Raw genomic sequence first — 20,727 nt, 5'->3', positions numbered from 1 at the left:
CACATGGATCTCGGACCGCACGCGGCCTTCATCTGGGGCTCCTACGGCGCCTTCGTGCTGATCGTGGGATTGCTGATCGGCTGGACTCTGTTCGACGCCCGGCGGCAAGCGAATGCGCTGGCCGACGCGGAGCGCCGCGGGCTCAAGCGCCGCTCGGCCGACGCGCGCCCGGATGTGCGAGGCAATCATGGCGCGTGACCCGTTGGCTGGCGACGGAGCCGCTGCAAACACTGCCGCTCCGCCCCGCCGGGGCGCCGGCTGGATGATGGCTCCGGTGCTGATCTTCGTCGCGATGGTCGGTCTCTTTGCCTTTGCTCTCAAGACCGGCGATCCGAGCAAGCTTCCTTCGGCGCTGATCGGGCGCCCTGTGCCACAGACGGACTTCCCCGCCCTCGAAGGCTTGCTCGACAACGGCCAGCCGGTGCCGGGCTTCCATGCCTCCGATCTCGCCAAGGGACACGTATCGGTCGTGAACTTCTGGGCGTCGTGGTGCGTGCCGTGCATCGAGGAGCACCCGCTGCTGATCGAGCTCAAGGCGCGGTCCGGCGTCGATATCTACGGCGTCAATCACAAGGATCAGGTCGAGGCCGGCCGCCGCTTCCTCGGCCGTTACGGCAATCCGTTCACCGCCGTCGGCACGGACCGGACGGGGCGCAGCGCCATCGAGTGGGGCGTCTACGGCATGCCGGAGACGTTCGTGATCAACGGACGCGGGCAGATCGCCTACAAGCACGTCGGGCCGATCTCAGAGGACAGCCTCAAGACCAAGCTGCTGCCGGCCATCGCCGCCGCGCAAGCCGCGCCCGCCACCCCATAAAAAAACGCCCACCCTAACTTCCGTTGGGGTGGGCGCCGGTTTCCGTACGCGTAGATCGCGAACGCTTCGCCGCTAAAGCGGGATGAACTCGCCCTTCGAGTGGTTGAGAACGCTCAGCGTGCCGGAGGCGATGTCGAAGTAGGCGCCGTGCAGCGACAGCCGTCCCTTGTCCTCGACCTGCTTGACGAACGGGAACGTGCGCAGGTTCTTGATCGACGTCTTGATGCCTTCCAGCTCGAGCATTTTCAACTTCTCGGCCGCAGGCGCCATCTGGTGCGAGGAGAGGACGCGCAGGCGCGCGTCGTCCAGCATCGACATCCAGCGCGATATGAACATCGCCTCGGTCTGGATCGCCGCGCTCTGGTCGAGGGCCGCCTTGATGCCACCGCAGCCCGAATGACCCATGATGATCAGGTGCTTGACGCGCAGGTTCATGACCGCGAATTCGATCGCGGTCGAGACGCCGTGATAGCGCCCGCCGGTCTCGTAGGGCGGGACGAGGTTGGCCACGTTGCGGACCACGAACAGCTCACCCGGCATGGCCGTGAAGATGGTTTCGGGGTCGACGCGGCTGTCGCAGCAGGAAATGACCATGACCTTGGGATCCTGCCCATAGGTCGCAAGCTCCTCGTACTGATCCGCGTTGGGGACAAAGTGACGATGCTTGAAGCGGCGGAAGCGGTCCGTAAGTTCTTCGGGGAAGCTCGACATTTTGGAGGGATCCTCGCGCGACGGTTGTTGATCCGGCGTCCGCAAGACCCAGAACGTGCCCCGCCGGTTGCCCAAAGTTTTAGCGCAGGCGCGGCGCAGCGCTACTCTGCAATCGTCGCACCGCGCGGGATCATCGGCATTGCGCCCCGACTCAACAGCCGGGGTTAAGGATCGGGACGGCCTGCGATTTGGTTGCGGGAGGCAGGGCCAGCCGCTATCGTCCCGCGGCTTCGGGCCGCATGGGCCGTATGCCGCAGCACACTCCAGGGGGCGCCGAGCGTTGAAAACGCGGCGTAATACTGCATGACCACGCAACCCATTTCGGACACCATCGGGCGCGATCTGCTCGCGTCCGTCGTCGTCTTCCTCGTCGCTCTGCCGCTTTGTATGGGCATCGCGATCGCATCCGGCATGCCGCCGACGGCCGGCATCATCACCGGCATTATCGGCGGCCTCGTGGTCGGCTCCATCGCCGGATCGCCGCTGCAGGTCAGCGGACCGGCCGCTGGCCTCTCGGTTCTGGTGCTGCAGTTCGTGCAGGCCAACGGCGTCGAGATGCTCGGCGTCGTCGTGCTGTTTGCAGGCCTGATGCAGTTCGCGGCCGGCACCTTCAAGCTCGGCCAGTGGTTCCGAGCTGTTTCTCCTGCTGTGATCCACGGCATGCTCGCCGGAATCGGCGTACTCATCCTGGTCGCGCAATTTCACGTCATGCTGGACGGCAAGCCGATCGGCACCGGCATCCAGAACCTGCTCGGCATGCCGGGTGCGCTGATGGCCGCAATCGAAGCCGGCGATCATCGCCTCCAGGCGGGCGGCATCGGCCTTCTCACCATTCTTGTGATCATCGGCTGGTCCTATGCGCCCAAATCCTGGCGCGTCATGCCTGCCCCGCTCGTCGGCGTCATCGTCGCGGTTCTTGCCGCTTTCCTGCTTGGCCTCACAGACATCACCTATGTCAAAGTGCCGGACAACATCTGGTCCACCGTCGCGCTGCCCACGCCGGACAATCTGATGCGCATCTTCGAGGCCCCGATCCTGATCGGCGCCATCTCGATCGCCTTCATCGCCAGCGCCGAGACGCTGCTCTGCGCCACGGCCGTGGATCAGATGCACAGCGGTCCGCGTACGAAGTACGACAAGGAGCTGACGGCACAGGGCGTCGGCAACACGCTCTGCGGCCTCCTCGGCGTGCTCCCAATGACCGGCGTGATCGTGCGCTCGGGCGCCAATGTGGAAGCGGGCGCCGTGACGCGCGCCTCCGCGATCCTGCACGGCGCATGGCTGCTCTTGTTCGCGAGCGCGATACCGTTCACCCTCAACTACATTCCGATCTCGGCGCTCGCAGCCGTGCTCGTCTACACGGGCTACAAGCTGGCCTATCCGAAGATCGTGCCGACGCTCATGAAGTATGGGCGGAGCGAAGTCGCGATCTATTTCATCACCATCGCAACCATCGTCGCCACCAATCTGCTGGCCGGCGTGGTCACCGGCCTCGTGCTGTCGCTGCTCAAGCTGCTGTACGCGTTCTCGCATCTCGAAGTGCGCACGGTGGAAGATCCGGCGAACAACCGCGTCGACGTCCACCTCAAGGGCGCCGCTACGCTTATTCGCCTGCCGCTGCTTGCGAGCGAACTCGAGCAGCTGAAGCCGAACAGCAACGTCCACATCCACATCGGCGATCTCGACTACATCGATCACGCCTGCATCGACCTGCTGACGAACTGGGACCGGCAGCACAAGATCAGCGGCGGCTCGCTCGATATCGAATGGGATGGGCTGACGCAGAAGTACCAGAACCGCAGCAGCCTCAAGGCGCGCGCGGAGGCGACCGGCCGTTAGGCCGACTGGAGCACGGACCTGAGATCATGAAAAAGGCCGGAGCTTGCTCCGGCCTTTTTTGTATCCGTCAGTCGCGGCGCGTTGGCACCGGAACAGGATGGGCCGGCTGCATCCGGCTCAGCATCAGGTAACCGATCACGGCCGCGCAGATCGATCCGGCAAGAACGCCGATGCGGATGTCGGCCGCGTGCTCCGGCTCCGGGAAGGCGAGCATGCCGATGAACAGGCTCATCGTGAAGCCGATGCCGGCAAGGATCGTCACGCCGAAGAGCTGGCCCCAGGAGCTGCCCTCGGGGCGCGTGCCGAGGCCCATCGCAATCGCCGCACGCGCGAACGTGAAGGCGCCAATCGGCTTGCCGATCAGGAGACCGAGCGCAATGCCCAGCGGGATCGGCGCGAACAGCTGCTCGGGCGTCAATCCTTTTAGCGAGACGCCGGCGTTTGCAAACGCGAACGCGGGCAGGACGCCGAACGTCACCCAAGGATGCAAAGCGTCCTGCAATTTGACCGCCATCGAAACGGGAACTCCGCCGCCGTTGGGGATGCGCGTCAGCGGGATGGCGAAGGCCGTCACGACACCGGCGAGCGTCGCATGCACGCCGGATTTCAAGACGCAGAGCCAGATGAACGCCCCGACCAGCACGTAAGCGGCGGTGCTCGTGACGTTGCGGAGGTTGAGGGCGATCAGCGCAAGAACGCCCACGGCCGCAAGCGAGAGCGCGGTGAGCGACAGATTGGCGGTGTAGAAGACGGCGATGATGAGAATCGCGCCGAGGTCGTCGATGATGGCGAGCGCGAGCAGGAAGATTTTCAAGGATACCGGGATGCGCGATCCGACGAGCGCCAGCACACCGACCGCGAAGGCGATGTCGGTTGCCGTCGGGATGGCCCAGCCGCGCAACGCGACCGGGTTGTCGGAGTTGATGGCGAGGTAGACCAGCGCGGGGACGATCATGCCGCCCAGCGCTGCGATGGCGGGCAGCGCCGCCTGCTTGACGCTCGACAGCTCGCCTTCGACCAGCTCGCGTTTGATTTCCAAACCGACGTGGAAAAAGAAGACGACCATCAGGCCGTCGTTGATCCAGTGGAGAAGGGTCTTGTCGAGCCCCATCTCGCCGACCTGGACGGAAACGTGGGTGTGAAGCAGCGCGTCGTAGGTCGACGCGAGGGGCGAATTGGCAAGAAGCAACGCCACGACGGCGGCGATCAAGAGAATTATCCCTCCTGCGGCCTCGTGGTGAATGAACTTCAACGCGCCCTGGAGTCGTCCAGCCATCTGCCTCGTATCCCTCTGCGAATGCTGGGAGCCTTTTTGCGGCAATGCCGGGAGGGGGTCAATTCATGTTAGCCGGCGATGTCAGTCAGGGCCGGGACGTCCGAGGCTTGCCACGCCGCGGAGTCGGCGAGTTGCAATTCGCTGTGGCCGCGGCTGGCGGCAATCATCCGGCCCGCGCCCGCGACGGCACGAGACGCGCTTTCGAACGCGTCGCGGCCGGCGGCAAGGTGTCCCGTGAGAAGCGCACCCAGAATATCGCCGGTGCCGCGTGGCACGCCCTCCTCGCGCCCGACCGAGGCGTATGCGGCGCGGCCGGCCGTGACGACCACATTGGCAAGGGCCCGATCGCCATGCGGGATCGAACTGGCGAGCACCACCGGCCGGTTGAGCGACCGCGCGGCGCTGACGGCCTCGGCGGGGGTCGTGACAGGGCGGCCTGAGAGATAGGATAGCTCGAAGCGGTTCGGCTTCACCACGTCGGCCAGCGGCAGGAGCCGGTCGCGGACGGCTTCGGCGACGCTCTCAGGGAGAAACAGCCCGCTGGGATCGTCGCCAAAAACGGGATCGCAGACGACGAGGGCCTCCGGCCGCCGGTTCCGGACCCGCGAGATGAGATCGGCCGCGGCGGCGACATGCGCGGCGGAGGGCAGGTAGCCCGTCAGCACGGCGTCGACGTCCGCCAGCAAGCCATTGGCGTCGAGCGCGGCGAACATTTCGACCAAAACTTCGGGCGCGACAGCGCGTCCCGCGCATTGGGGATACCGCGGATGATTGGAGAGGACGATGGTGGGGCATGACACCGTTTCGTGGCCCATCCGTTCGAGCGCGGCCACGATGACTCGCAAGCCCACGGCACTCCGGGCAACGTGTGAGGACAGTGCTACGACAGTGGCCATCTCAGTCTCATTTTCTTCCGCAGAGGAAAAGCCGGACCTTGAACAATCGTCGCGTTGGTGACGCAGGCCATTTGATCTATTTTTGCATCGCAGCAACTACGACGAACCGACGAGGCACCCCGGCATGGCCCCCATCCGTCCCCGACGCAGCGTTCTCTATATGCCCGGCGCCAACGAGCGTGCACTGGAGAAATCGCGATCGCTGCCGGCCGACGCCCTGATCCTCGATCTCGAGGACTCGGTCGCGCCCGACGCCAAGGTCGAAGCCCGGCAAAAGGTCTGCGCGACGGTCAAGGAGGGCGGGTATGGCCGGCGCGAGGTCATCATCCGGCCGAATGCGCTCGAATCGGCCTGGGGGGCTGCCGACATCCTGGCGGCTGCGAGCGCGGCGCCGGACGCCATCCTGATTCCCAAGGTGCAGCATCCCGGCGACATCATCAGCGCTGCGAAAATCCTGAAGTCGGTCAACGCGCCGGAGAAGACCAAGCTGTGGGCGATGATGGAGACGCCGCACGCCATCCTGCACGCCGCAGCCATCGCCGCCGTCGGCGCCGATCCGGAGAACCGGCTGGTGTGTCTGGTGATGGGCACCAACGATCTCTTGAAGGAAAGCCGGGCGCGGGCGCTGCATGACCGCTTCGCGGTCGTTCCCTGGCTCGCCATGGCGGTCGTTGCGGCGCGCGCCTACGGGCTCGATATCATCGACGGCGTCTACAACGACTTCAAAGACGAGAAGGGGTTCCGCGACGAGTGCGACCACGGCCGCACGATGGGCATGGACGGCAAGACGCTCATCCATCCCTCGCAGGTGGCGCCCTGCAATGAAATCTTCTCGCCCTCGGACGAGGAGGTCGCCTGGTCCAAGAAGATCATCCGCGCCTTTGACGAGACGGAGAACGCCAACAAGGGCGTCATCACGGTGGACGGCAAGATGGTCGAGCGCCTGCATCTCGTGCAGGCCAAGCGCACGGTCGCCATCGCCAACTCGGTGAAAGAGATCGAGGACTGGTTTTAGGGTTATTCCCCTCCCCCTTGTGGGGAGGGGTTAGGGGTGGGGGGAATCCCAACCGCCGATGTTCTGGAATCCCCCCCTCCTAGCCTCCCCCACATAGGGGGGAGGAACGCCGTAGCGAATTTCACAACGGTTTAGTGTTTCGCTTCGAGGGAGGCAGGTCAGGGGCGCGCCGATGGCGAGCGAATTGGCGCACTCGCGCCGGCGTGACAAAAATGGCATAGGACGCTCCAGATCAAATTTGGACGCGAGCGATGACCAAGACCAACCCAGGCAATTTCTTCGAAGATTACAGCGTCGGGCAGATCCTGAACCACGCGACGCCGCGTACGATTACGCTAGGTGACGTGGCGGTCTACAACAGCCTTTACGGCCCACGTTTCGCGGTTCAATCCTCGGACGAATTCGCCCGCGCCATCGGCTACCCGAGCTCGCCGGTCGACGACCTGCTGCTGTTCCATGTCGTGTTCGGCAAGACGGTGCCCGACATCTCGCTCAACGCCATCGCCAACCTCGGCTACGCCGAAGGGCGCTTCCTGAAGCCCGCCTATCCTGGCGACACGCTGTCGACCGTTTCGGAAGTGATCGGCCTCAAGGAGAATTCCAACAAGGAGACGGGCACGGTCTATGTGCGCTCGACGGGCCGCAATCAGACCGGCGAGATCGTGCTCGAATACACGCGCTGGGTGATGGTGCGGAAGCGGGACAAGGCTTCGCCCGCGCCAGTAGCCGTCGTTCCCAAGCTCTCCGATCGCGTCGATCCCAAGGACATCGGCGGCGCGGTGCCGATGCTCGACATCGGCGCCTACAATTTCGCTCAGGGCGGCGCTCCCTACCGCTGGGGCGACTATGAAGTCGGCGAGCGCATCGATCACGTGGACGGCATGACGCTCGAGGAGGCCGAGCACCAGATGGCGACGCGCCTCTACCAGAACACCGCCAAGGTGCATTTCAATCAGCACACGGAGTCCAAAGGCCGGTTCGGCAAGCGGATCGTCTACGGCGGCGTCCCGATCTCGCTCGCGCGCGCCCTGTCGTTCAACGGCTTGAACAACGCCTTCCACATCGCGGCGATCAACGGCGGGCGGCATGTGGCGCCGCTGTTCGCGGGCGACACGGTCTATGCTTGGTCGGAAGTGCTGGAAAAGGCTGAGCTACCAGGACGTTCCGACGTCGGCGCGCTCAGGACCCGCCTCGTGGCGGTCAAGAACCAGGACTGCGCGGCGCTGCCGTTCAAGAAGGACAGCGGCGAATACGAAGACGGCGTGATCCTCGATCTCGACGTCTGGCTGGTGCTGCCGAAGTAGCATTGGCTACGGGGTAGCTGTTGCCGCCATTCGAATTCGCGCTAAGAATGACATTATGGCCGTTGCCGAATCAACGATCGACCTCCCTGTCGCCAAACCGTGTATTCTGCCGATTGAACACTCTTCACCCTTGGAGGGGCGGCCGAGCCGCCGACGAATGCGTTGACTCACAAGGTGGCTGTCATCGGAGCGGGGCTGGCCGGGCTGTCGTGCGCGTCGTACTTGCGGCGTTCAGGCTGTTTCGTGGAAGTGTTCGAACAGGAGCGCACGCTCGGCGGGCGCGTCGCCACGCTGCGCAACGGCCTCGTCGCCTATGACACCGGCGCCCAGTATCTGACCGCGCGATCGGACAAATTCCGCTCCTACATCAACGAACTCGTCGCCTCCGGCTACGCGGCGCGCTGGGACGCGAAAATGTCGTCGGGCGAGACCAAGGGCGTGCAGCTCCACACTTGGTACGTCGGCACGCCCGGCATGAGCTCGATCGTGCGGCCGCTGGCCGAGAGCGTGCGCGTCCACACCGGCAAGAGGGTTCACACCCTCACGCAGACCGACAAGGGCTGGACGGTGTGGTTCGAAGACCAAACGAACGTCGGGCCGTTCTCCGCGGTGGCCGTCGCCATTCCCGCGCCCGAAGCGCGCCTGCTCGTGGGGCGGATCGAGGGCATGGTCGAGACGCTGTCGCGCGTCCGCATGCTGCCGACCTGGGCCGTGATGGTGCGTCTCGACGAGCGGCTGCTGCCCGACCAGGACGTCTATTCCGACATGTCCGAAGTTCTGCGCTGGATCGCCCGCAACAATTCCAAGCCAGGCCGCGGCGGCAGCGGCGAGACGATCGTGATCCATGCCTCGCCCGCCTGGAGCCGCGAGACCGAGGACGCCGACCCGCAATCCGTCGCCGAAGAGCTGTGGGCCGAGGTCCGACGGCAGCTCAACTTGCCGGACGTGGCGCCCAAGCAGATGGCCGCCCATCTCTGGCGTTACGGTCTCGTCGACCAGTCGCTCGGCGAGTCCTTCATCTTTTCCACGCACTACAAGCTCGGGATTTGCGGCGACTGGTGCCTCGGCCGATTGGCGGAACACGCCTACGAAAGCGGCCAGGGCCTCGGAAAGGCGATTGCCGGCTCCTTAACCTGACCCGCCACATCGAATTTCCGACGCTGACGCTCAGCGCATCTGTTCTGCGGCATTTGTCGAATTGCCCCGCTGCATGGCGCGCGGTAAAACGCCAAAGGCCTCAGGGCCATGAGTGCGTGCATCTGGGGGATTGAAGATCAATGGCCGACGCCGAAGGCGACCCGCGCACGAAAGCAGCCATCAAGGCAGCCAGGCCGCTTTCGCCGCACCTGGAAATCTACCGTCCGGAAGTCAACATGGTGATGTCGATCATTCATCGCATCACGGGCGTCGCGCTCTATGCCGGCACGCTGCTGGTGGCGGCCGTTCTGATGGCGGCGGCGAGCGGGCCCGAGGCCTACGCGACCGCGACGTGGCTGCTCGGCACTTGGCCAGGACTGTTCGTGCTGTTCGGCTATACCTGGGCCCTGCTGCATCACCTTGCCGGGGGCGTCCGCCATTTCATCTGGGACACGGGGCACGGCTACGACCTCGCCACGATCGACCTGCTGTCGTGGGGCACGCTGGCCGTCTCGCTCGCGGGCACGCTCGCGATCTGGGGCTATATCGTGCTGACGCGCGGGGGAGCTGTCTGATGAGCATGCGCACGCCACTCAAGGACGTCCGCCGCCTCGGCTCGGCCAAGGAAGGCGCGGATCATTTCTGGACCCAGCGCATGACGGGCGCGGCCAATCTCGTGCTTTCGCTGTTCGTGATCGGGCTCGTCGTCTCGCTTGCCGGCGCCGGCCATGCGGCCGTCGCCTCGACGCTCAGCCACCCCCTGGTCGGACTCGCTCTCATTCTCTTCATCTGCTCGGCCGCAATCCACATGCGCATCGGCATGCAGGTGATCATCGAAGACTATATTCACGGAGAGGGCGCGAAAATCGCGCTGCTGATGCTCAACACGTTCTTTGCGATCGCCGTCGCCGCCGCGAGCGTCTTCTCCATCCTCAAGCTCTCCTTCGGAGGCTAGCGCCACGATGACTGCGAAGAAGACCAACGGAAAAGGCCCGGCCAAGCCGGCCAGCGGAGCGGCCCTGATCGGCGCGGCCTATCCGACGCAAGACCATACCTACGACGTTGTCGTCGTGGGCGCGGGCGGCGCAGGACTGCGCGCGACGCTCGGCGCTGCCGAGGCGGGGCTCAAGACGGCCTGCATCACGAAGGTCTTTCCGACGCGCTCGCATACGGTTGCGGCACAAGGCGGCGTCGCGGCGTCGCTCGGCAACATGGGGCCCGACAACTGGCGCTGGCACATGTACGACACCGTCAAGGGATCCGATTGGCTCGGCGACCAGGACGCCATTGAATATCTCTGCCGGCATGCACCGGACGCCGTCTACGAGCTCGAGCACTACGGCGTTCCGTTCTCGCGCACCGAGGACGGCAAGATCTATCAGCGTCCGTTCGGCGGCATGACGACGGAGTTCGGCTCAGGTCCACCGGCACAGCGCACGTGCGCCGCCGCCGACCGCACGGGCCATGCGATGCTGCATACGCTTTACGGCCAGTCGCTGCGCCATTCGGCCGAGTTCTTCATCGAGTATTTCGCGCTCGATCTCTTGATGGACGAGGAAGGCGCCTGCCGCGGCGTGATCGCGCTGTCGATGGAAGACGGCACGCTGCATCGCTTTCGGGCCAAGCGGACCATTCTTGCCACGGGCGGCTACGGGCGCACCTATTTCTCGTGCACGTCGGCGCACACGTGCACGGGTGACGGCAACGCCATGGTGCTGCGCGCCGGGCTGCCGCTGCAGGACATGGAATTCGTGCAATTCCATCCCACCGGCATCTACGGCGCAGGCGTGCTGATCACCGAAGGCGCGCGCGGCGAGGGCGGCTATCTCACCAACAGCCAGGGCGAGCGCTTCATGGAGCGCTACGCACCACACGCCAAGGATCTCGCCTCGCGCGACGTCGTCTCGCGCTCGATGACGGTCGAAATCAGCGAAGGACGTGGCGTCGGTCCCGAGGGCGACCACATCTACCTTCATCTCGATCATCTCGATCCGAAGATCCTGGCCGAGCGCCTGCCCGGCATTACCGAAAGCGCCAAGGTGTTCGCCGGCGTCGACCTGACGCGCCAGCCGATCCCGGTGTTGCCGACGGTGCATTACAACATGGGCGGCATCCCGACGAACTATCACGGCGAGGTGCTGACGCTGCGCGGTGGCAACCCGGATCACGTCGTGCCCGGCCTGATGGCTATCGGCGAAGCGGCCTGCGTCTCGGTGCACGGCGCCAACCGGCTCGGCTCGAACTCGCTGATCGATCTCGTCGTGTTTGGGCGCGCGGCCGCGATCCGGTGCGCCGAGACGATCGAAAAGGGCGGGACGCAGCCGGATTTCGCACGCGCCTCGACCGATCAGGCGCTGAGCCGCCTCGACCGCTTCCGCTACGCCAAGGGCAGCGCGCCCACGGCGGGACTGAGGCTGCGCATGCAGAAGGTCATGCAGAAGAACTGCGCGGTGTTCCGCGACGGACCGCTGCTCCAGGAAGGCGTGAAACAGATCTCCGAAATCTGGAAGGCGTCCGACGACATCGCCGTCACGGACCGCTCGCTGATCTGGAATTCGGACCTGATCGAGACCCTGGAATACGACAACCTCATCTCGCAGGCGGCCGTCACCGTCGTCGGCGCGGAACACCGCAAGGAAAGCCGCGGTGCGCACGCGCGCGAGGATTTCCCCAAGCGCGACGACGCCAACTGGATGAAGCATACGCTCGCGTTCGCGGACTGCGAAAAAAAGTCGGTTTCGCTCGATTTCCGGCCGGTGCACACGAACACGCTGACGAACGAGATCTCCTACATCGAACCCAAGGCGCGGGTGTACTAGCCTATCGCGCCGTCTTCTGGACAGACTGGCGTGCTCCATGCTGCGCGTGCGTAGCGGAGCCCTTGCCACGGACAACGGCAGCGTAAATGTTGTGCCTCATTCGCCCCCCGCTTTCGACGCAGGCGGGCGCAGGCACCAGAAGGTGAGCATTGGCCAAAGATCCCGGACACACTGCGGGCGACGAGAGCGACTCGCGCATCGCGCCGGACCCGTTCGCGGCCGTTCTGCCGGCCATCGCCGCGCTCGGCACCATCGCATCGATCGCGACCATCAACTGGGCCGCTCGCGAACGCACGACCGATCGCATGCGCCCCAAGCGCAAGGCCGTCACCGCGCTGCGCGAGCTCGAGACCTGCTGCTTGCACCTCACCGAGATCTTCCGGCGCTTCCAGCGCAATCCGAAGCTGTTCGCGGGCGAGGGTGCGCAGGGGTCGTCGCCGCTCAAGTTCGGGGTGCACGGGCCGCGCGTCGGGCTGGACGCCGCCAAGCTCTATCAGCAGTCGATCAACGACGTGGCGTCGATGCTGGTGCTGGCCTCGCAGAGCGCATTCGAAGTGATGTGTGCGGTCGAGGACGGCACGATCGAGGCGCCGGAGGAGATCTTCTTCGGGTTCGGCGAATGCCAGGACCGGCTCAACAAGCTGATCCAGAACCGCGCGACGCTGAAAGCCTCCGTCGATACGGGGACGGAGGTCGCCGACAAGCTCACCTCTCTCGTGCGCGACCTGAAAAAATACCGCACGGATTAGTGCCGAAGCTGAAACGGCTTGTCAGGCCCGCGTGCCCAATTCGTCGAACAGCAGCGAGAACGTCGAGCCGGTGCCGACGACGCTCGTGATCCTCAGCTCGCCGCTGTGGCGGATGACGATGTGCTTGACGATCGCGAGGCCCAGGCCGGTGCCGCCCTTGTCGCGGCTGGCCGCCGCGTTGGCGCGATAGAAACGCTCGGTCAAGCGCGGCAGATGCTCGGGCGCGATCCCCGGCCCGTCGTCGGCGATGGCCACCAGCGCCCGCGGTTGCGGCGGGGTGCCGTCGAGCACACGCGAGACTGCGACCTCGACGCGGCCGCTTTCCTTGCCGTATTTGATCGCGTTGTGGACGAGGTTCTGGAGCACCTGAACGATCTCGTCGCGATCGCCCCGGATGCGGATCGGCGACTCGCTCCTGGTGACGACGATCTTGATCTTCGACGCAAGCGCGAGCGGCTCCAGCGCCTGGGCAATGTAGGCCGCGACTTCATTCAACTCGACGATACCGCGCGGGCGAAGATGGACGCGCATCTCGACGCGGCTCAACGACAGGAGATCGTCGATCAGGCGCGTCATGCGGTTCGCCTGGCTCGACATGATGCCGAGAAAGCGCTCGCGCGCCTGGGTGTCTTCGCGCGCCGGGCCTTGCAGCGTCTCGACAAAACCACGCAGCGATGCCAACGGCGTGCGCAGCTCGTGGCTGGCGTTGGCGATGAAATCGGCGCGCATCTGGGCGAGCTTGTCCTGCTCCGACATGTCGCGCAGCGAAATGATAAGAAAGGGCAGTCCCGTCTGCCGGCTGTCGCGGCCGCCAAGACGCGAGACGGTGGCCGAGATCCGCCGCTCGACGGGCACGCGCTCGAACACATCGACGATGACGGGCTCTGACGCGGAGACGGCGCGCTCCACCGCTTCGTTCAGTTCCGGATTGCGCGAGACGTGGCTCAAAGGTTGCTGGAGCCGCGCCCTGGGAAAGAGGTCCTCGAACATGGCATTGAAGTGCATCACGACGAAGTTGTGATCGAGCGCGACCACGGCGTCGGGCATGGCGTCGACGAGAGGCCGCCAGCTCGTGTCGTCGCCCGATGCCCGCCGCGACGCGCTCCCTGCGCCGCTCGCGTCTTCGCCGAGTTCATCGTCGCCGCCGGACGGGCCCTGCTGCATGATGACCATGGCCATCGCCGCGAACCCCGCGATCGTCACCCAGCCGGAGAGGCTGCCGGCGCCCATCAAAATAAGAAAGAGAACGGCGGTGATCGCCAGAGCCCAACTGCGCATGCGCGCGCGGCGGCCGACGGCGCGGAGCGCGGCCTGGGTTTGCCCGAGCCTCGACGTGAGCGCGGGGAGAAATCTTGAGAGCGGCTGGCGATCCGTCATGGGAGCGCATAATGCCTCGATCATCGCGGCCGCCTCAACCCTCACGGTGAGCGGGCCACTTACGGTGAACAGCCCTGGCGGCCTTGGCGATTCATACCCTGTCGCTATGATGCTCATCGACGTCCGCCTTGAGGGATTGCCCCATCGCAATCCGGCGACCCGATAAACAACACTTGTGTGACAGTTCATCCGTGGCGTCGGGTGACCATCACGGCGGTGACCAACCGAGGACTGATGCATGGGAAAAGCCAAGGACGAGGGGAAAGCCAAGGACGAAAAGCCGGACAAGGCCGGCAAAGGCGGGAAGGCACGCCCAACAGCGGCGTTCGATATCGACAACCCTGTCTTCCCGGACGACCTCGACGAGCGGGCGCTGAAATCGGGCGGCTACCCTTACGACGACAAGCTCAAGCGCGGCGCCTACGAAGAGCAGCTGCAAAAACTGCAACTCGAATTCATCAAGTTACAAGGCCACATCGAGGCGAAAGGCGAGCGGCTCGTCGTCGTGTTCGAAGGGCGCGACACGTCGGGCAAGGGCGGGTGCATCTCACGCATCCTGGAGCGGATCAATCCGCGCCATTCGCGCTCCGTGGCACTGTCGAAGCCAACCGACGCCGAGCGCGGTCAATGGTATTTCCAGCGCTATATCAGCCACTTGCCGACCAAGGGCGATTTGGTGCTGTTCGACCGCAGCTGGTATAATCGTGCCGGCGTCGAGCGGGTGATGGGTTTTTGCACCGAGGAGCAGGTGGCGCGCTTTCTGCGCGACGCGCCGGAATTCGAGGCGCTGCTGGTGCGCGACGACATCCGCTTCTTCAAGATCTACCTGACGGTCGGCCAGGAAATGCAGCTCAAGCGCTTCCACGAGCGCCGGCACGATCCGTTCAAGCAATGGAAGGTGACGGACATCGACCTCGCGGCCATCAGCAAATACGACGACTATTCGCGCGCGGAAGCCGAGATGCTGCGCCACACGCACACGGCCGTCAGCCCGTGGACAGTCATCAACGCCAACGATCAGCGCCGGGCGCGACTCGAGGCGATGCGGGTGGTCCTGAACCGGCTCGACTACGCTGGGAAAGACGCGGCGGCGATCGGCGTGATCGATCCAAAGATCACCGTCTCCGGGGCGGAGTATCTCGACCGTCTCAAGACGAAGGCGTAAGACGCCTGGGACTCAATAAAACGCCCGGCCGTGTTGCGGCCGGGCGTTGTTTTGACTCACGTGAAATCAGGCGGCATCCGCCCCGATCAGGGGAGGCGGCAGCCCGACGACAGGAAGCCGTAGAGCCAAGCGGTCACGGCGCCAAAGCCCGCTCCGGCCACCAGAAACGGCCAAATCAGGTGGATGTCCTGGCCAAGAAACAGGGGCTCGTTCTTGATCAGGGGAACCAGCACCAGCGCGCCGAGCACGCCCGGGCCGATCACGCCCAACAGCGCGCCGCGCAGGGTCATCGAGCCACGCGGAACCACACCCAGGATCAGGGCGAACAGCGCGCCCCAAATGCCGCCCAAGACGGCGTCGGTCGCAATCTGCGGATAGCCGGTCAGGATCGACGGCTCCATCGACCATGGCACGCGCGTGGTGTATTCGTGAATGTACAGCCATTGGCCGATCAACTCGTGCACCGTCACCATGGCGATGGCGCCGGCAATAAAGCCGAGCAGCAGCGATTTCAGCACGGATCCCATCCTTGTCGTCTCCCCTTTTTGTGGCTGGCCTTTTTGTGGCTGGTGCCAAGTCATCCGCATTGTTTTTGGGCAGTATTGACCCGTTCGAGACCGATTGAATAGGACGCGCGCACCACAACCGCGGCCTATCTGATTGGGTCTGGCTGAGCCAAAGCCTCGACGATGTGACGATTATTCAACCTTTGGTTGTTATCATGGGTTCGATGTCACATATCGGAGCGTGCAATGAGTTCCGTCAGCGTGGAGCGCGTGCCCGTCAAGGCCTTGGGCCTCGGGCGACTGGGGTTCGACCACCTGCAGATCGTGTTCGAGACCGGCTTCCAATCGCTGAAATCGCCGCAAGACGGCTGGTTCGTGATCGAAGGCCTGCGTGAGCCAGGAGCGGACGGCATCGTGCTCGGCGTCGAAGGCTGGGACGGGGGGACGACGCTGTCGGAGGCCAACGGCGGTCTGACCGGTGACGCCCTCGCGGACGAAATCGGGCTCTCGCCGGCGCGGGGGGCGCGAACGATCGCGGCGGGCCCTGGAAGCATCGAAGCCTGGGCGACGCTCGTCTCCTATGCGGCGGATATTGCCGAGCAACGCTTCCCCTACATCGCAGCATCGCTGGCCGGGTCACCGCTCCCGACCATCAATTCGTCGTCGCTGGTCGCGTCCCTTCTCCATCACGCCGGGATCGCCGTCGAGAACGCGCTTCCGTTCGGGACCCAGCTCACGCCGGGGATCCGCACGCTGCTCGGCACGTCGCGCGACGACACGCTGACGGTCGGGGACGGGTTCACGACGCTGGTCGGCGGCGCGGGCGACGACGTGCTGGCCGGCGGCGACGACCCGAACCAGACCGACAAGCTCTACGGTGGGCGGGGCAACGATGTGATCCGCTGGTCGCACGGCAACAACATCGTCCACGGCGGGCAGCCGGGGCTTCCCTACGACCAGGACGGCACCGACACCGCGGACTATTCGGGAGCGGGCGAACTGCGCATCGAGGTGGCGCCTCACAGCGCGCACCACGCCACGCCGCACGTGACGCCGGACTTCATCGTCACCCATGCCAGTGGGCAGGACTTTCTGTTCTCCATCGAGGAGATCATTTGGGATGCGAGCCGCGACCGCGTCGTGCTCGGTCGCGGCGTGGGGCTCGGCCCGGCGGCCACGTTGCCCGAGGCGGCCGCGTTCGATGCCGCCAACGAGACCGGCCCGGCGGCTGGCGCAGGCCGGGTTCCGGCTCAACTATCGCCGGACGCGCCATCGTTGCCGAACGAGCCCTTGTCGCCGGATGAGGGAGGCCACGCCAGCGACGGCACGCCCGGGCCGCTGTCGCGGATCGATCCCGGGCCGGATGTCGACAGAGATATGGCCGCCGATATAACGCTCGCCGATCTCGGCGCGCTCATCGATCTTGCCCTGCCGCCGCTGTCCGGCGCGCCGTTCGATCCCGAGATCGACGAGCTCTTGGACCCAACGGCTATCGTTCCCGCCGCCGATATGATGATCTTGAGTTTGACGTGAACGGCCGCGACAGCACGGTCCAAACAGATCCACCGAGACACACCATGGCGCCTCGCATCGGTCTCATCGCTGGTATCGGTCTCCTTCGTCTGCGTTTGGCCCTCGCCCTGACACTGGCTTTTTTCTCCTCCCCGGCCGCGGCCGACATCGCCTGTGCGCCAGAGACCGGATCGACCCACCATGTGGCCCGCGTCATCGACGGCGACACGGTGCTGCTGGACGACGGCCGCGAGGTTCGCCTGATCGGAGCGCTGGCGCCAAGGCCCGACCTCAGCCTCGGGGCAACGGACGACTCGGGTTCAGGAGAAGACTGGCCGCCCGCGACCGCCAGCCGTCGCGCCCTCGAGGCCCTGGTTGCCGACCGGCAGGTCACGCTGCGCTTCTCGCGCCGCAAGGCCGACCGCTACGGGCGGGTGCTCGCACAACTGTCGGTGGCGCAGCCGGCCTCCGTCACGGACACAGCCAGGGAGACGTGGGTACAGCAGCAGATGATCCGCGAGGGTCGGGCGTGGGCTTACGCCCTGCCCGGCGACGCGACCTGTCTCACCGCGCTCATCCAGGCCGAGGCGGAGGCGCGGCTCGCCCGGCGGGGCCTTTGGAGCGATGACCGGTTTCCGGTTCACGACACAGCAGACACCAAGCGGCTGTTGCGGCTGACAGGGCGGTTCGCGATCGTCCAAGGCACGGTGCGGACGGCCGCGCGCACGAAGGCGACCACCTACATCAATTTCGGCGACAACTGGCGCCAGGACTTCACCGCGAGCCTGCCCACCGCCGTCGTCGACCGTGCGGGCGCCGAGGCCGCCAAGCGGATCGCGGGGTTGGGCGGACGCAAGATCCGGGTGCGCGGCTGGATCGAGCGGCGCAACGGTCCGATGATCCTGCTCAGCACCGTGGACGAAATCGAAATACTCGACGGCCCGGTTTCAGGCGACGCGACGTCCGGAGATCGAATTGGGGGAGATTAATTCCAATCCAGCAGTGACGGGAGTTTGCGAAACCTTCCGCCAGGGAGATTAAGTCAGGCGCCACGTCGTGGCCGCGCTCAACGAAGCGAGGGGAAACTGAGGGAGGAAAAAGAAAACGCCCCGCCGGTGAGGGCAGGGCGTTTCAGATTTCAACCGGCCGATGGGTCCGGATCTGACTCTCAGGCGGCTTTCACTTCGGCGTCGGCGCCTTCGGCCAGACGGCGGCCGCGGGCGCTTTTCGACAGGACCTCAACGATGCGCTGCACAGCACCGCGATCGTCCAGTTTTTCGACGGCGGCGAGTTCGCGCGCCATACGGTCGAGCGCATCCTCGTAGAGCTGGCGCTCGGAGTAGGACTGCTCAGGCTGGGCCTCGGAACGGTACAGATCGCGCACGACCTCAGCAATCGAGATCAGGTCGCCCGAGTTGATCTTGGCGACGTATTCCTGGGCGCGGCGGCTCCACATCGTGCGCTTCACGCGGGCGCGGCCCTTCAGCGTCTCCATCGCCTTCTTGACGACACCGTCGTCCGCGAGCTTGCGCATGCCGACACTATCGAGCTTGCCGGTCGGAACGCGAAGCGTCAGCTTTTCCTTGTCGAAGGTGATGACGAACAGTTCGAGCGACATGCCCGCGATTTCCTGCTCCTCAATGCCGACGATGCGGCCGACGCCGTGGGCCGGATAGACGATGAATTCGTTCGTCTTGAAGCCATGGCGGGTGTTGACCGGCTTCTTCTGTGCCTGAGCGGCGGCGACGCGTGCGGCAGCCGCCGTCTTCTCGGCGATGTCCTTGGGAGACGCCGGTTGGACAGGCGCCGTCAGCTTCTGGCCGCCGGACTTCGAAAGAGCTGCGGCCGCGCGGGCCGGGGTCACCGACGGGCGCACGGCAGGACGGGCAGCGGCAACCGGTGCCGCGGCAGCCTTCTTGGGCGCAGCAGCGGCAGCCTTGGCGGCCGGGGCGGGCTGAGACGAGGGGACAACGGTCTTCAACGTCGGCTTCTTGGCGTTGGAGGATGCCGTTGCTTTCTTCATCTCAATTCCTTTCGGGGATGTTTTCACGACAGTCTTGGCCACGGCCGCTTTCGCTGCGCCGGGCTTCTTGGAATGGCTTGACGAGGCAACGACAGGCTTTTTCGCAGCAGGCTTGGCCGATGCTTTCACAGGCGCGGCGGCTTTCACGGGCGAAGACGGGCGGGCCGATTTGGACGAGGGGGCAGATTTGGACGTGCGGGCCGGTGCTTTGTTTTTCTGAGCCATAGGCTTCGTCTCACTCTTTCGTATCACGAACACTCAACCCCGGGTGGGTTAAGCCATACTGTACAACCGGACTTTGCCCGCCGTCCGCCGAGTCACACACAAACCCCGACCGGCGGCACGTTTCTTTGCCACCATCTCAGGGCATCCCTCCTATGTCGGATCGCAATGCGGAATTTGCTAGCCAGTTCACTTCGCGTTAGACGAAAGGTCTCAGCCCGCGACGCATGCGCCTTGACATGCCACAACAATCCATCACGAACAGGGGGGTGCGTCCGCGAAGGGTGCTGCGTTGGGCTAGTTTTGTTTGCATTCCGTTCTACAATCACCGAGCATTACTTATAACATAAATTCAGTGATTATTGAAGGGCGCGCCCGAATATAGGTGATCTAGGGCTTAAGGAACTTGCTTAAGTCACCATTTTGGTGCAATGCACATTTCGAGGCTTGGAGCGTAGTAGGCGCAGTCAATCGCTAGTCGCCAGCACCGGGCTCCGAAGAAAAATATTTATCAAACTTGTCTTTTTCATCTCTGTACTGGTCCGCTTCGGCCAGCGCAGGCTTTTTCGAAGTAATATTGGGCCACTTGTCTGCGTAGTCGCGGTTAACTTCCAACCAACGCTCCAAACCTGGCTCCGTATCCGGCTTGATTGCGTCAACGGGACACTCCGGCTCGCAAACGCCGCAGTCGATGCATTCGTCGGGATGGATGACCAACATATTGTCACCCTCATAGAAGCAATCGACCGGACACACCTCCACGCAGTCCGTGAACTTGCACTTGATGCATTTTTCGTTGACGACGTAGGTCATTGCTGACGTGTCCGGATCACCATGCTTGAGCGCTGCGGCGCGCTGGCCTTGGGGTGTGCCAAAAGCCGGACCCCATAGCAAGCCCCGCAACGTCACAACCCGTCAGCAGCGGACTCTCGTCCAAAACCTTCTCAGCCCTCGTCGTTGAAGGCGTCAATTTTGCGCCGTTCGCGCTTGGTGGGGCGGCCGGATCCGGGCGCCCGTTCAGCCCAGGCACTCGACGGCGCGGCCTCGCTGCGCGGTAGGACAGGCGGGCTCATGTCCTCGTACAGCAGGCGCGCCTCGGGGGCGGGGCCGCGGCGCGTTCCGGGCGCCACGACGCGCAGCACGCGGATGTTCTTCGAAATGCGGGACGTGATGACGTCGCCCGGCTTGATCGGATGGCTGGCCTTCGTCACCGTTTCCCGGTTGACCTTGATCTTGCCGCCGATCACCGCGGCGGAGGCCACCGTGCGCGACTTCGTCACCCGCGCGAACCACAACCATTTGTCGAGCCGTTGCCCGCTTTCGCTCAGGCCACCGCTCGACACAGTCTCCGTCATCTCG

21 protein-coding genes are annotated in these 20,727 nt (G+C 64.8%); 13 read left to right on the top strand and 8 right to left on the bottom strand.

The features are described from left to right. The first annotated feature begins 3 nt into the window (after window positions 1-3). Both ccmD and ACTIFK_RS18690 read left to right on the top strand, forming a co-directional pair. Window positions 4-198 carry a heme exporter protein CcmD gene (ccmD, locus tag ACTIFK_RS18695; protein ID WP_439544524.1) on the top strand — a complete coding sequence of 65 codons (195 nt, stop codon included), beginning with the start codon at window positions 4-6 and terminating at the stop codon, window positions 196-198. Next, window positions 188-817, top strand: coding sequence for a DsbE family thiol:disulfide interchange protein (locus ACTIFK_RS18690; RefSeq protein WP_439544523.1), 630 nt, complete (start codon window positions 188-190; stop codon window positions 815-817). Before ccmD ends, ACTIFK_RS18690 begins: the two co-directional genes overlap by 11 nt. A gap of 72 nt (window positions 818-889) precedes the next feature. Here ACTIFK_RS18690 and ACTIFK_RS18685 read toward each other — a convergent pair whose 3' ends face one another. Beyond that, window positions 890-1,528 carry a carbonic anhydrase gene (locus tag ACTIFK_RS18685; protein ID WP_439544522.1) on the bottom strand — a complete coding sequence of 213 codons (639 nt, stop codon included), beginning with the start codon at window positions 1,526-1,528 and terminating at the stop codon, window positions 890-892. A gap of 303 nt (window positions 1,529-1,831) precedes the next feature. On the opposite strand from ACTIFK_RS18685, the gene ACTIFK_RS18680 reads away from it, so the two are divergent. Beyond that, entirely contained in the window at window positions 1,832-3,367 is a 1,536-nt protein-coding gene (locus tag ACTIFK_RS18680) for a SulP family inorganic anion transporter (protein WP_439544521.1), read from the top strand. A 67-nt stretch (window positions 3,368-3,434) separates the two neighbouring features. Here ACTIFK_RS18680 and nhaA read toward each other — a convergent pair whose 3' ends face one another. Both nhaA and ACTIFK_RS18670 read right to left on the bottom strand, forming a co-directional pair. Continuing rightward, window positions 3,435-4,643 (bottom strand): Na+/H+ antiporter NhaA, encoded by a 1,209-nt coding sequence (nhaA, locus tag ACTIFK_RS18675; protein ID WP_439544520.1) that lies wholly within the window; start codon window positions 4,641-4,643, stop codon window positions 3,435-3,437. Between the two features lie 68 nt (window positions 4,644-4,711). Then, complete coding sequence (locus ACTIFK_RS18670) at window positions 4,712-5,494, bottom strand: bifunctional hydroxymethylpyrimidine kinase/phosphomethylpyrimidine kinase (RefSeq protein ID WP_439544519.1); 783 nt, start codon at window positions 5,492-5,494, stop codon at window positions 4,712-4,714. Between the two features lie 169 nt (window positions 5,495-5,663). On the opposite strand from ACTIFK_RS18670, the gene ACTIFK_RS18665 reads away from it, so the two are divergent. The 7 genes from ACTIFK_RS18665 to ACTIFK_RS18635 all read left to right on the top strand — a co-directional run bounded on the left by ACTIFK_RS18665 (window position 5,664) and on the right by ACTIFK_RS18635 (window position 12,563). Next, window positions 5,664-6,554 carry an HpcH/HpaI aldolase/citrate lyase family protein gene (locus tag ACTIFK_RS18665; RefSeq protein WP_439544518.1) on the top strand — a complete coding sequence of 297 codons (891 nt, stop codon included), beginning with the start codon at window positions 5,664-5,666 and terminating at the stop codon, window positions 6,552-6,554. Between the two features lie 236 nt (window positions 6,555-6,790). After that, window positions 6,791-7,858: a MaoC family dehydratase gene (locus tag ACTIFK_RS18660; RefSeq protein WP_439544532.1), complete on the top strand. Its 1,068-nt coding sequence runs from the start codon at window positions 6,791-6,793 to the stop codon at window positions 7,856-7,858. A gap of 162 nt (window positions 7,859-8,020) precedes the next feature. Beyond that, window positions 8,021-8,995: an NAD(P)/FAD-dependent oxidoreductase gene (locus tag ACTIFK_RS18655; protein WP_439544517.1), complete on the top strand. Its 975-nt coding sequence runs from the start codon at window positions 8,021-8,023 to the stop codon at window positions 8,993-8,995. Between the two features lie 140 nt (window positions 8,996-9,135). After that, window positions 9,136-9,570, top strand: a complete 435-nt coding sequence (gene sdhC / locus ACTIFK_RS18650; protein WP_439544516.1) for a succinate dehydrogenase, cytochrome b556 subunit — start codon at window positions 9,136-9,138, stop codon at window positions 9,568-9,570. Beyond that, window positions 9,570-9,950 carry a succinate dehydrogenase, hydrophobic membrane anchor protein gene (sdhD, locus tag ACTIFK_RS18645; RefSeq protein WP_439544515.1) on the top strand — a complete coding sequence of 127 codons (381 nt, stop codon included), beginning with the start codon at window positions 9,570-9,572 and terminating at the stop codon, window positions 9,948-9,950. Before sdhC ends, sdhD begins: the two co-directional genes overlap by 1 nt. A 7-nt stretch (window positions 9,951-9,957) precedes the next feature. Beyond that, complete coding sequence (gene sdhA, locus ACTIFK_RS18640; protein ID WP_439544514.1) at window positions 9,958-11,814, top strand: succinate dehydrogenase flavoprotein subunit; 1,857 nt, start codon at window positions 9,958-9,960, stop codon at window positions 11,812-11,814. Between the two features lie 149 nt (window positions 11,815-11,963). Beyond that, complete coding sequence (locus tag ACTIFK_RS18635; RefSeq protein ID WP_439544513.1) at window positions 11,964-12,563, top strand: hypothetical protein; 600 nt, start codon at window positions 11,964-11,966, stop codon at window positions 12,561-12,563. 21 nt (window positions 12,564-12,584) lie between these two features. Here ACTIFK_RS18635 and ACTIFK_RS18630 read toward each other — a convergent pair whose 3' ends face one another. Further along, window positions 12,585-13,964: an ATP-binding protein gene (locus ACTIFK_RS18630; RefSeq protein ID WP_439544512.1), complete on the bottom strand. Its 1,380-nt coding sequence runs from the start codon at window positions 13,962-13,964 to the stop codon at window positions 12,585-12,587. Between the two features lie 214 nt (window positions 13,965-14,178). Between ACTIFK_RS18630 and ppk2 the strand changes: the two genes are divergently transcribed. Continuing rightward, window positions 14,179-15,105, top strand: coding sequence for a polyphosphate kinase 2 (gene ppk2, locus ACTIFK_RS18625; RefSeq protein WP_439544511.1), 927 nt, complete (start codon window positions 14,179-14,181; stop codon window positions 15,103-15,105). Window positions 15,106-15,191: 86 nt separating this feature from the next. Here ppk2 and ACTIFK_RS18620 read toward each other — a convergent pair whose 3' ends face one another. Next, window positions 15,192-15,632: a hypothetical protein gene (locus ACTIFK_RS18620; protein ID WP_439544510.1), complete on the bottom strand. Its 441-nt coding sequence runs from the start codon at window positions 15,630-15,632 to the stop codon at window positions 15,192-15,194. Window positions 15,633-15,857: 225 nt separating this feature from the next. On the opposite strand from ACTIFK_RS18620, the gene ACTIFK_RS18615 reads away from it, so the two are divergent. Beyond that, complete coding sequence (locus tag ACTIFK_RS18615) at window positions 15,858-17,144, top strand: hypothetical protein (RefSeq protein ID WP_439544509.1); 1,287 nt, start codon at window positions 15,858-15,860, stop codon at window positions 17,142-17,144. Window positions 17,145-17,188: 44 nt separating this feature from the next. After that, on the top strand, window positions 17,189-18,112 hold the full coding sequence (locus ACTIFK_RS18610; protein WP_439544508.1) for a thermonuclease family protein: 924 nt from the start codon (window positions 17,189-17,191) through the stop codon (window positions 18,110-18,112). Window positions 18,113-18,291: 179 nt separating this feature from the next. Here ACTIFK_RS18610 and ACTIFK_RS18605 read toward each other — a convergent pair whose 3' ends face one another. The 3 genes from ACTIFK_RS18605 to ACTIFK_RS18595 all read right to left on the bottom strand — a co-directional run bounded on the left by ACTIFK_RS18605 (window position 18,292) and on the right by ACTIFK_RS18595 (window position 20,723). Further along, entirely contained in the window at window positions 18,292-19,146 is an 855-nt protein-coding gene (locus ACTIFK_RS18605) for a CarD family transcriptional regulator (protein WP_439544507.1), read from the bottom strand. 696 nt (window positions 19,147-19,842) lie between these two features. Next, window positions 19,843-20,181 carry a ferredoxin FdxA gene (gene fdxA / locus ACTIFK_RS18600; RefSeq protein ID WP_439544506.1) on the bottom strand — a complete coding sequence of 113 codons (339 nt, stop codon included), beginning with the start codon at window positions 20,179-20,181 and terminating at the stop codon, window positions 19,843-19,845. Between the two features lie 131 nt (window positions 20,182-20,312). Beyond that, window positions 20,313-20,723 (bottom strand): RNA-binding S4 domain-containing protein, encoded by a 411-nt coding sequence (locus ACTIFK_RS18595; RefSeq protein ID WP_439544505.1) that lies wholly within the window; start codon window positions 20,721-20,723, stop codon window positions 20,313-20,315. Between the last annotated feature and the right edge of the window lie 4 nt (window positions 20,724-20,727).

The sequence above is a fragment of the Hyphomicrobium sp. genome (assembly GCF_051860585.1).
In the GTDB taxonomy this organism is placed as follows: Bacteria; Pseudomonadota; Alphaproteobacteria; order Rhizobiales; family Hyphomicrobiaceae; genus Hyphomicrobium_C.
The sequence above is the reverse complement of the archived record's forward strand: the minus strand, read 5'-3'. Positions and strand labels throughout refer to the sequence as shown.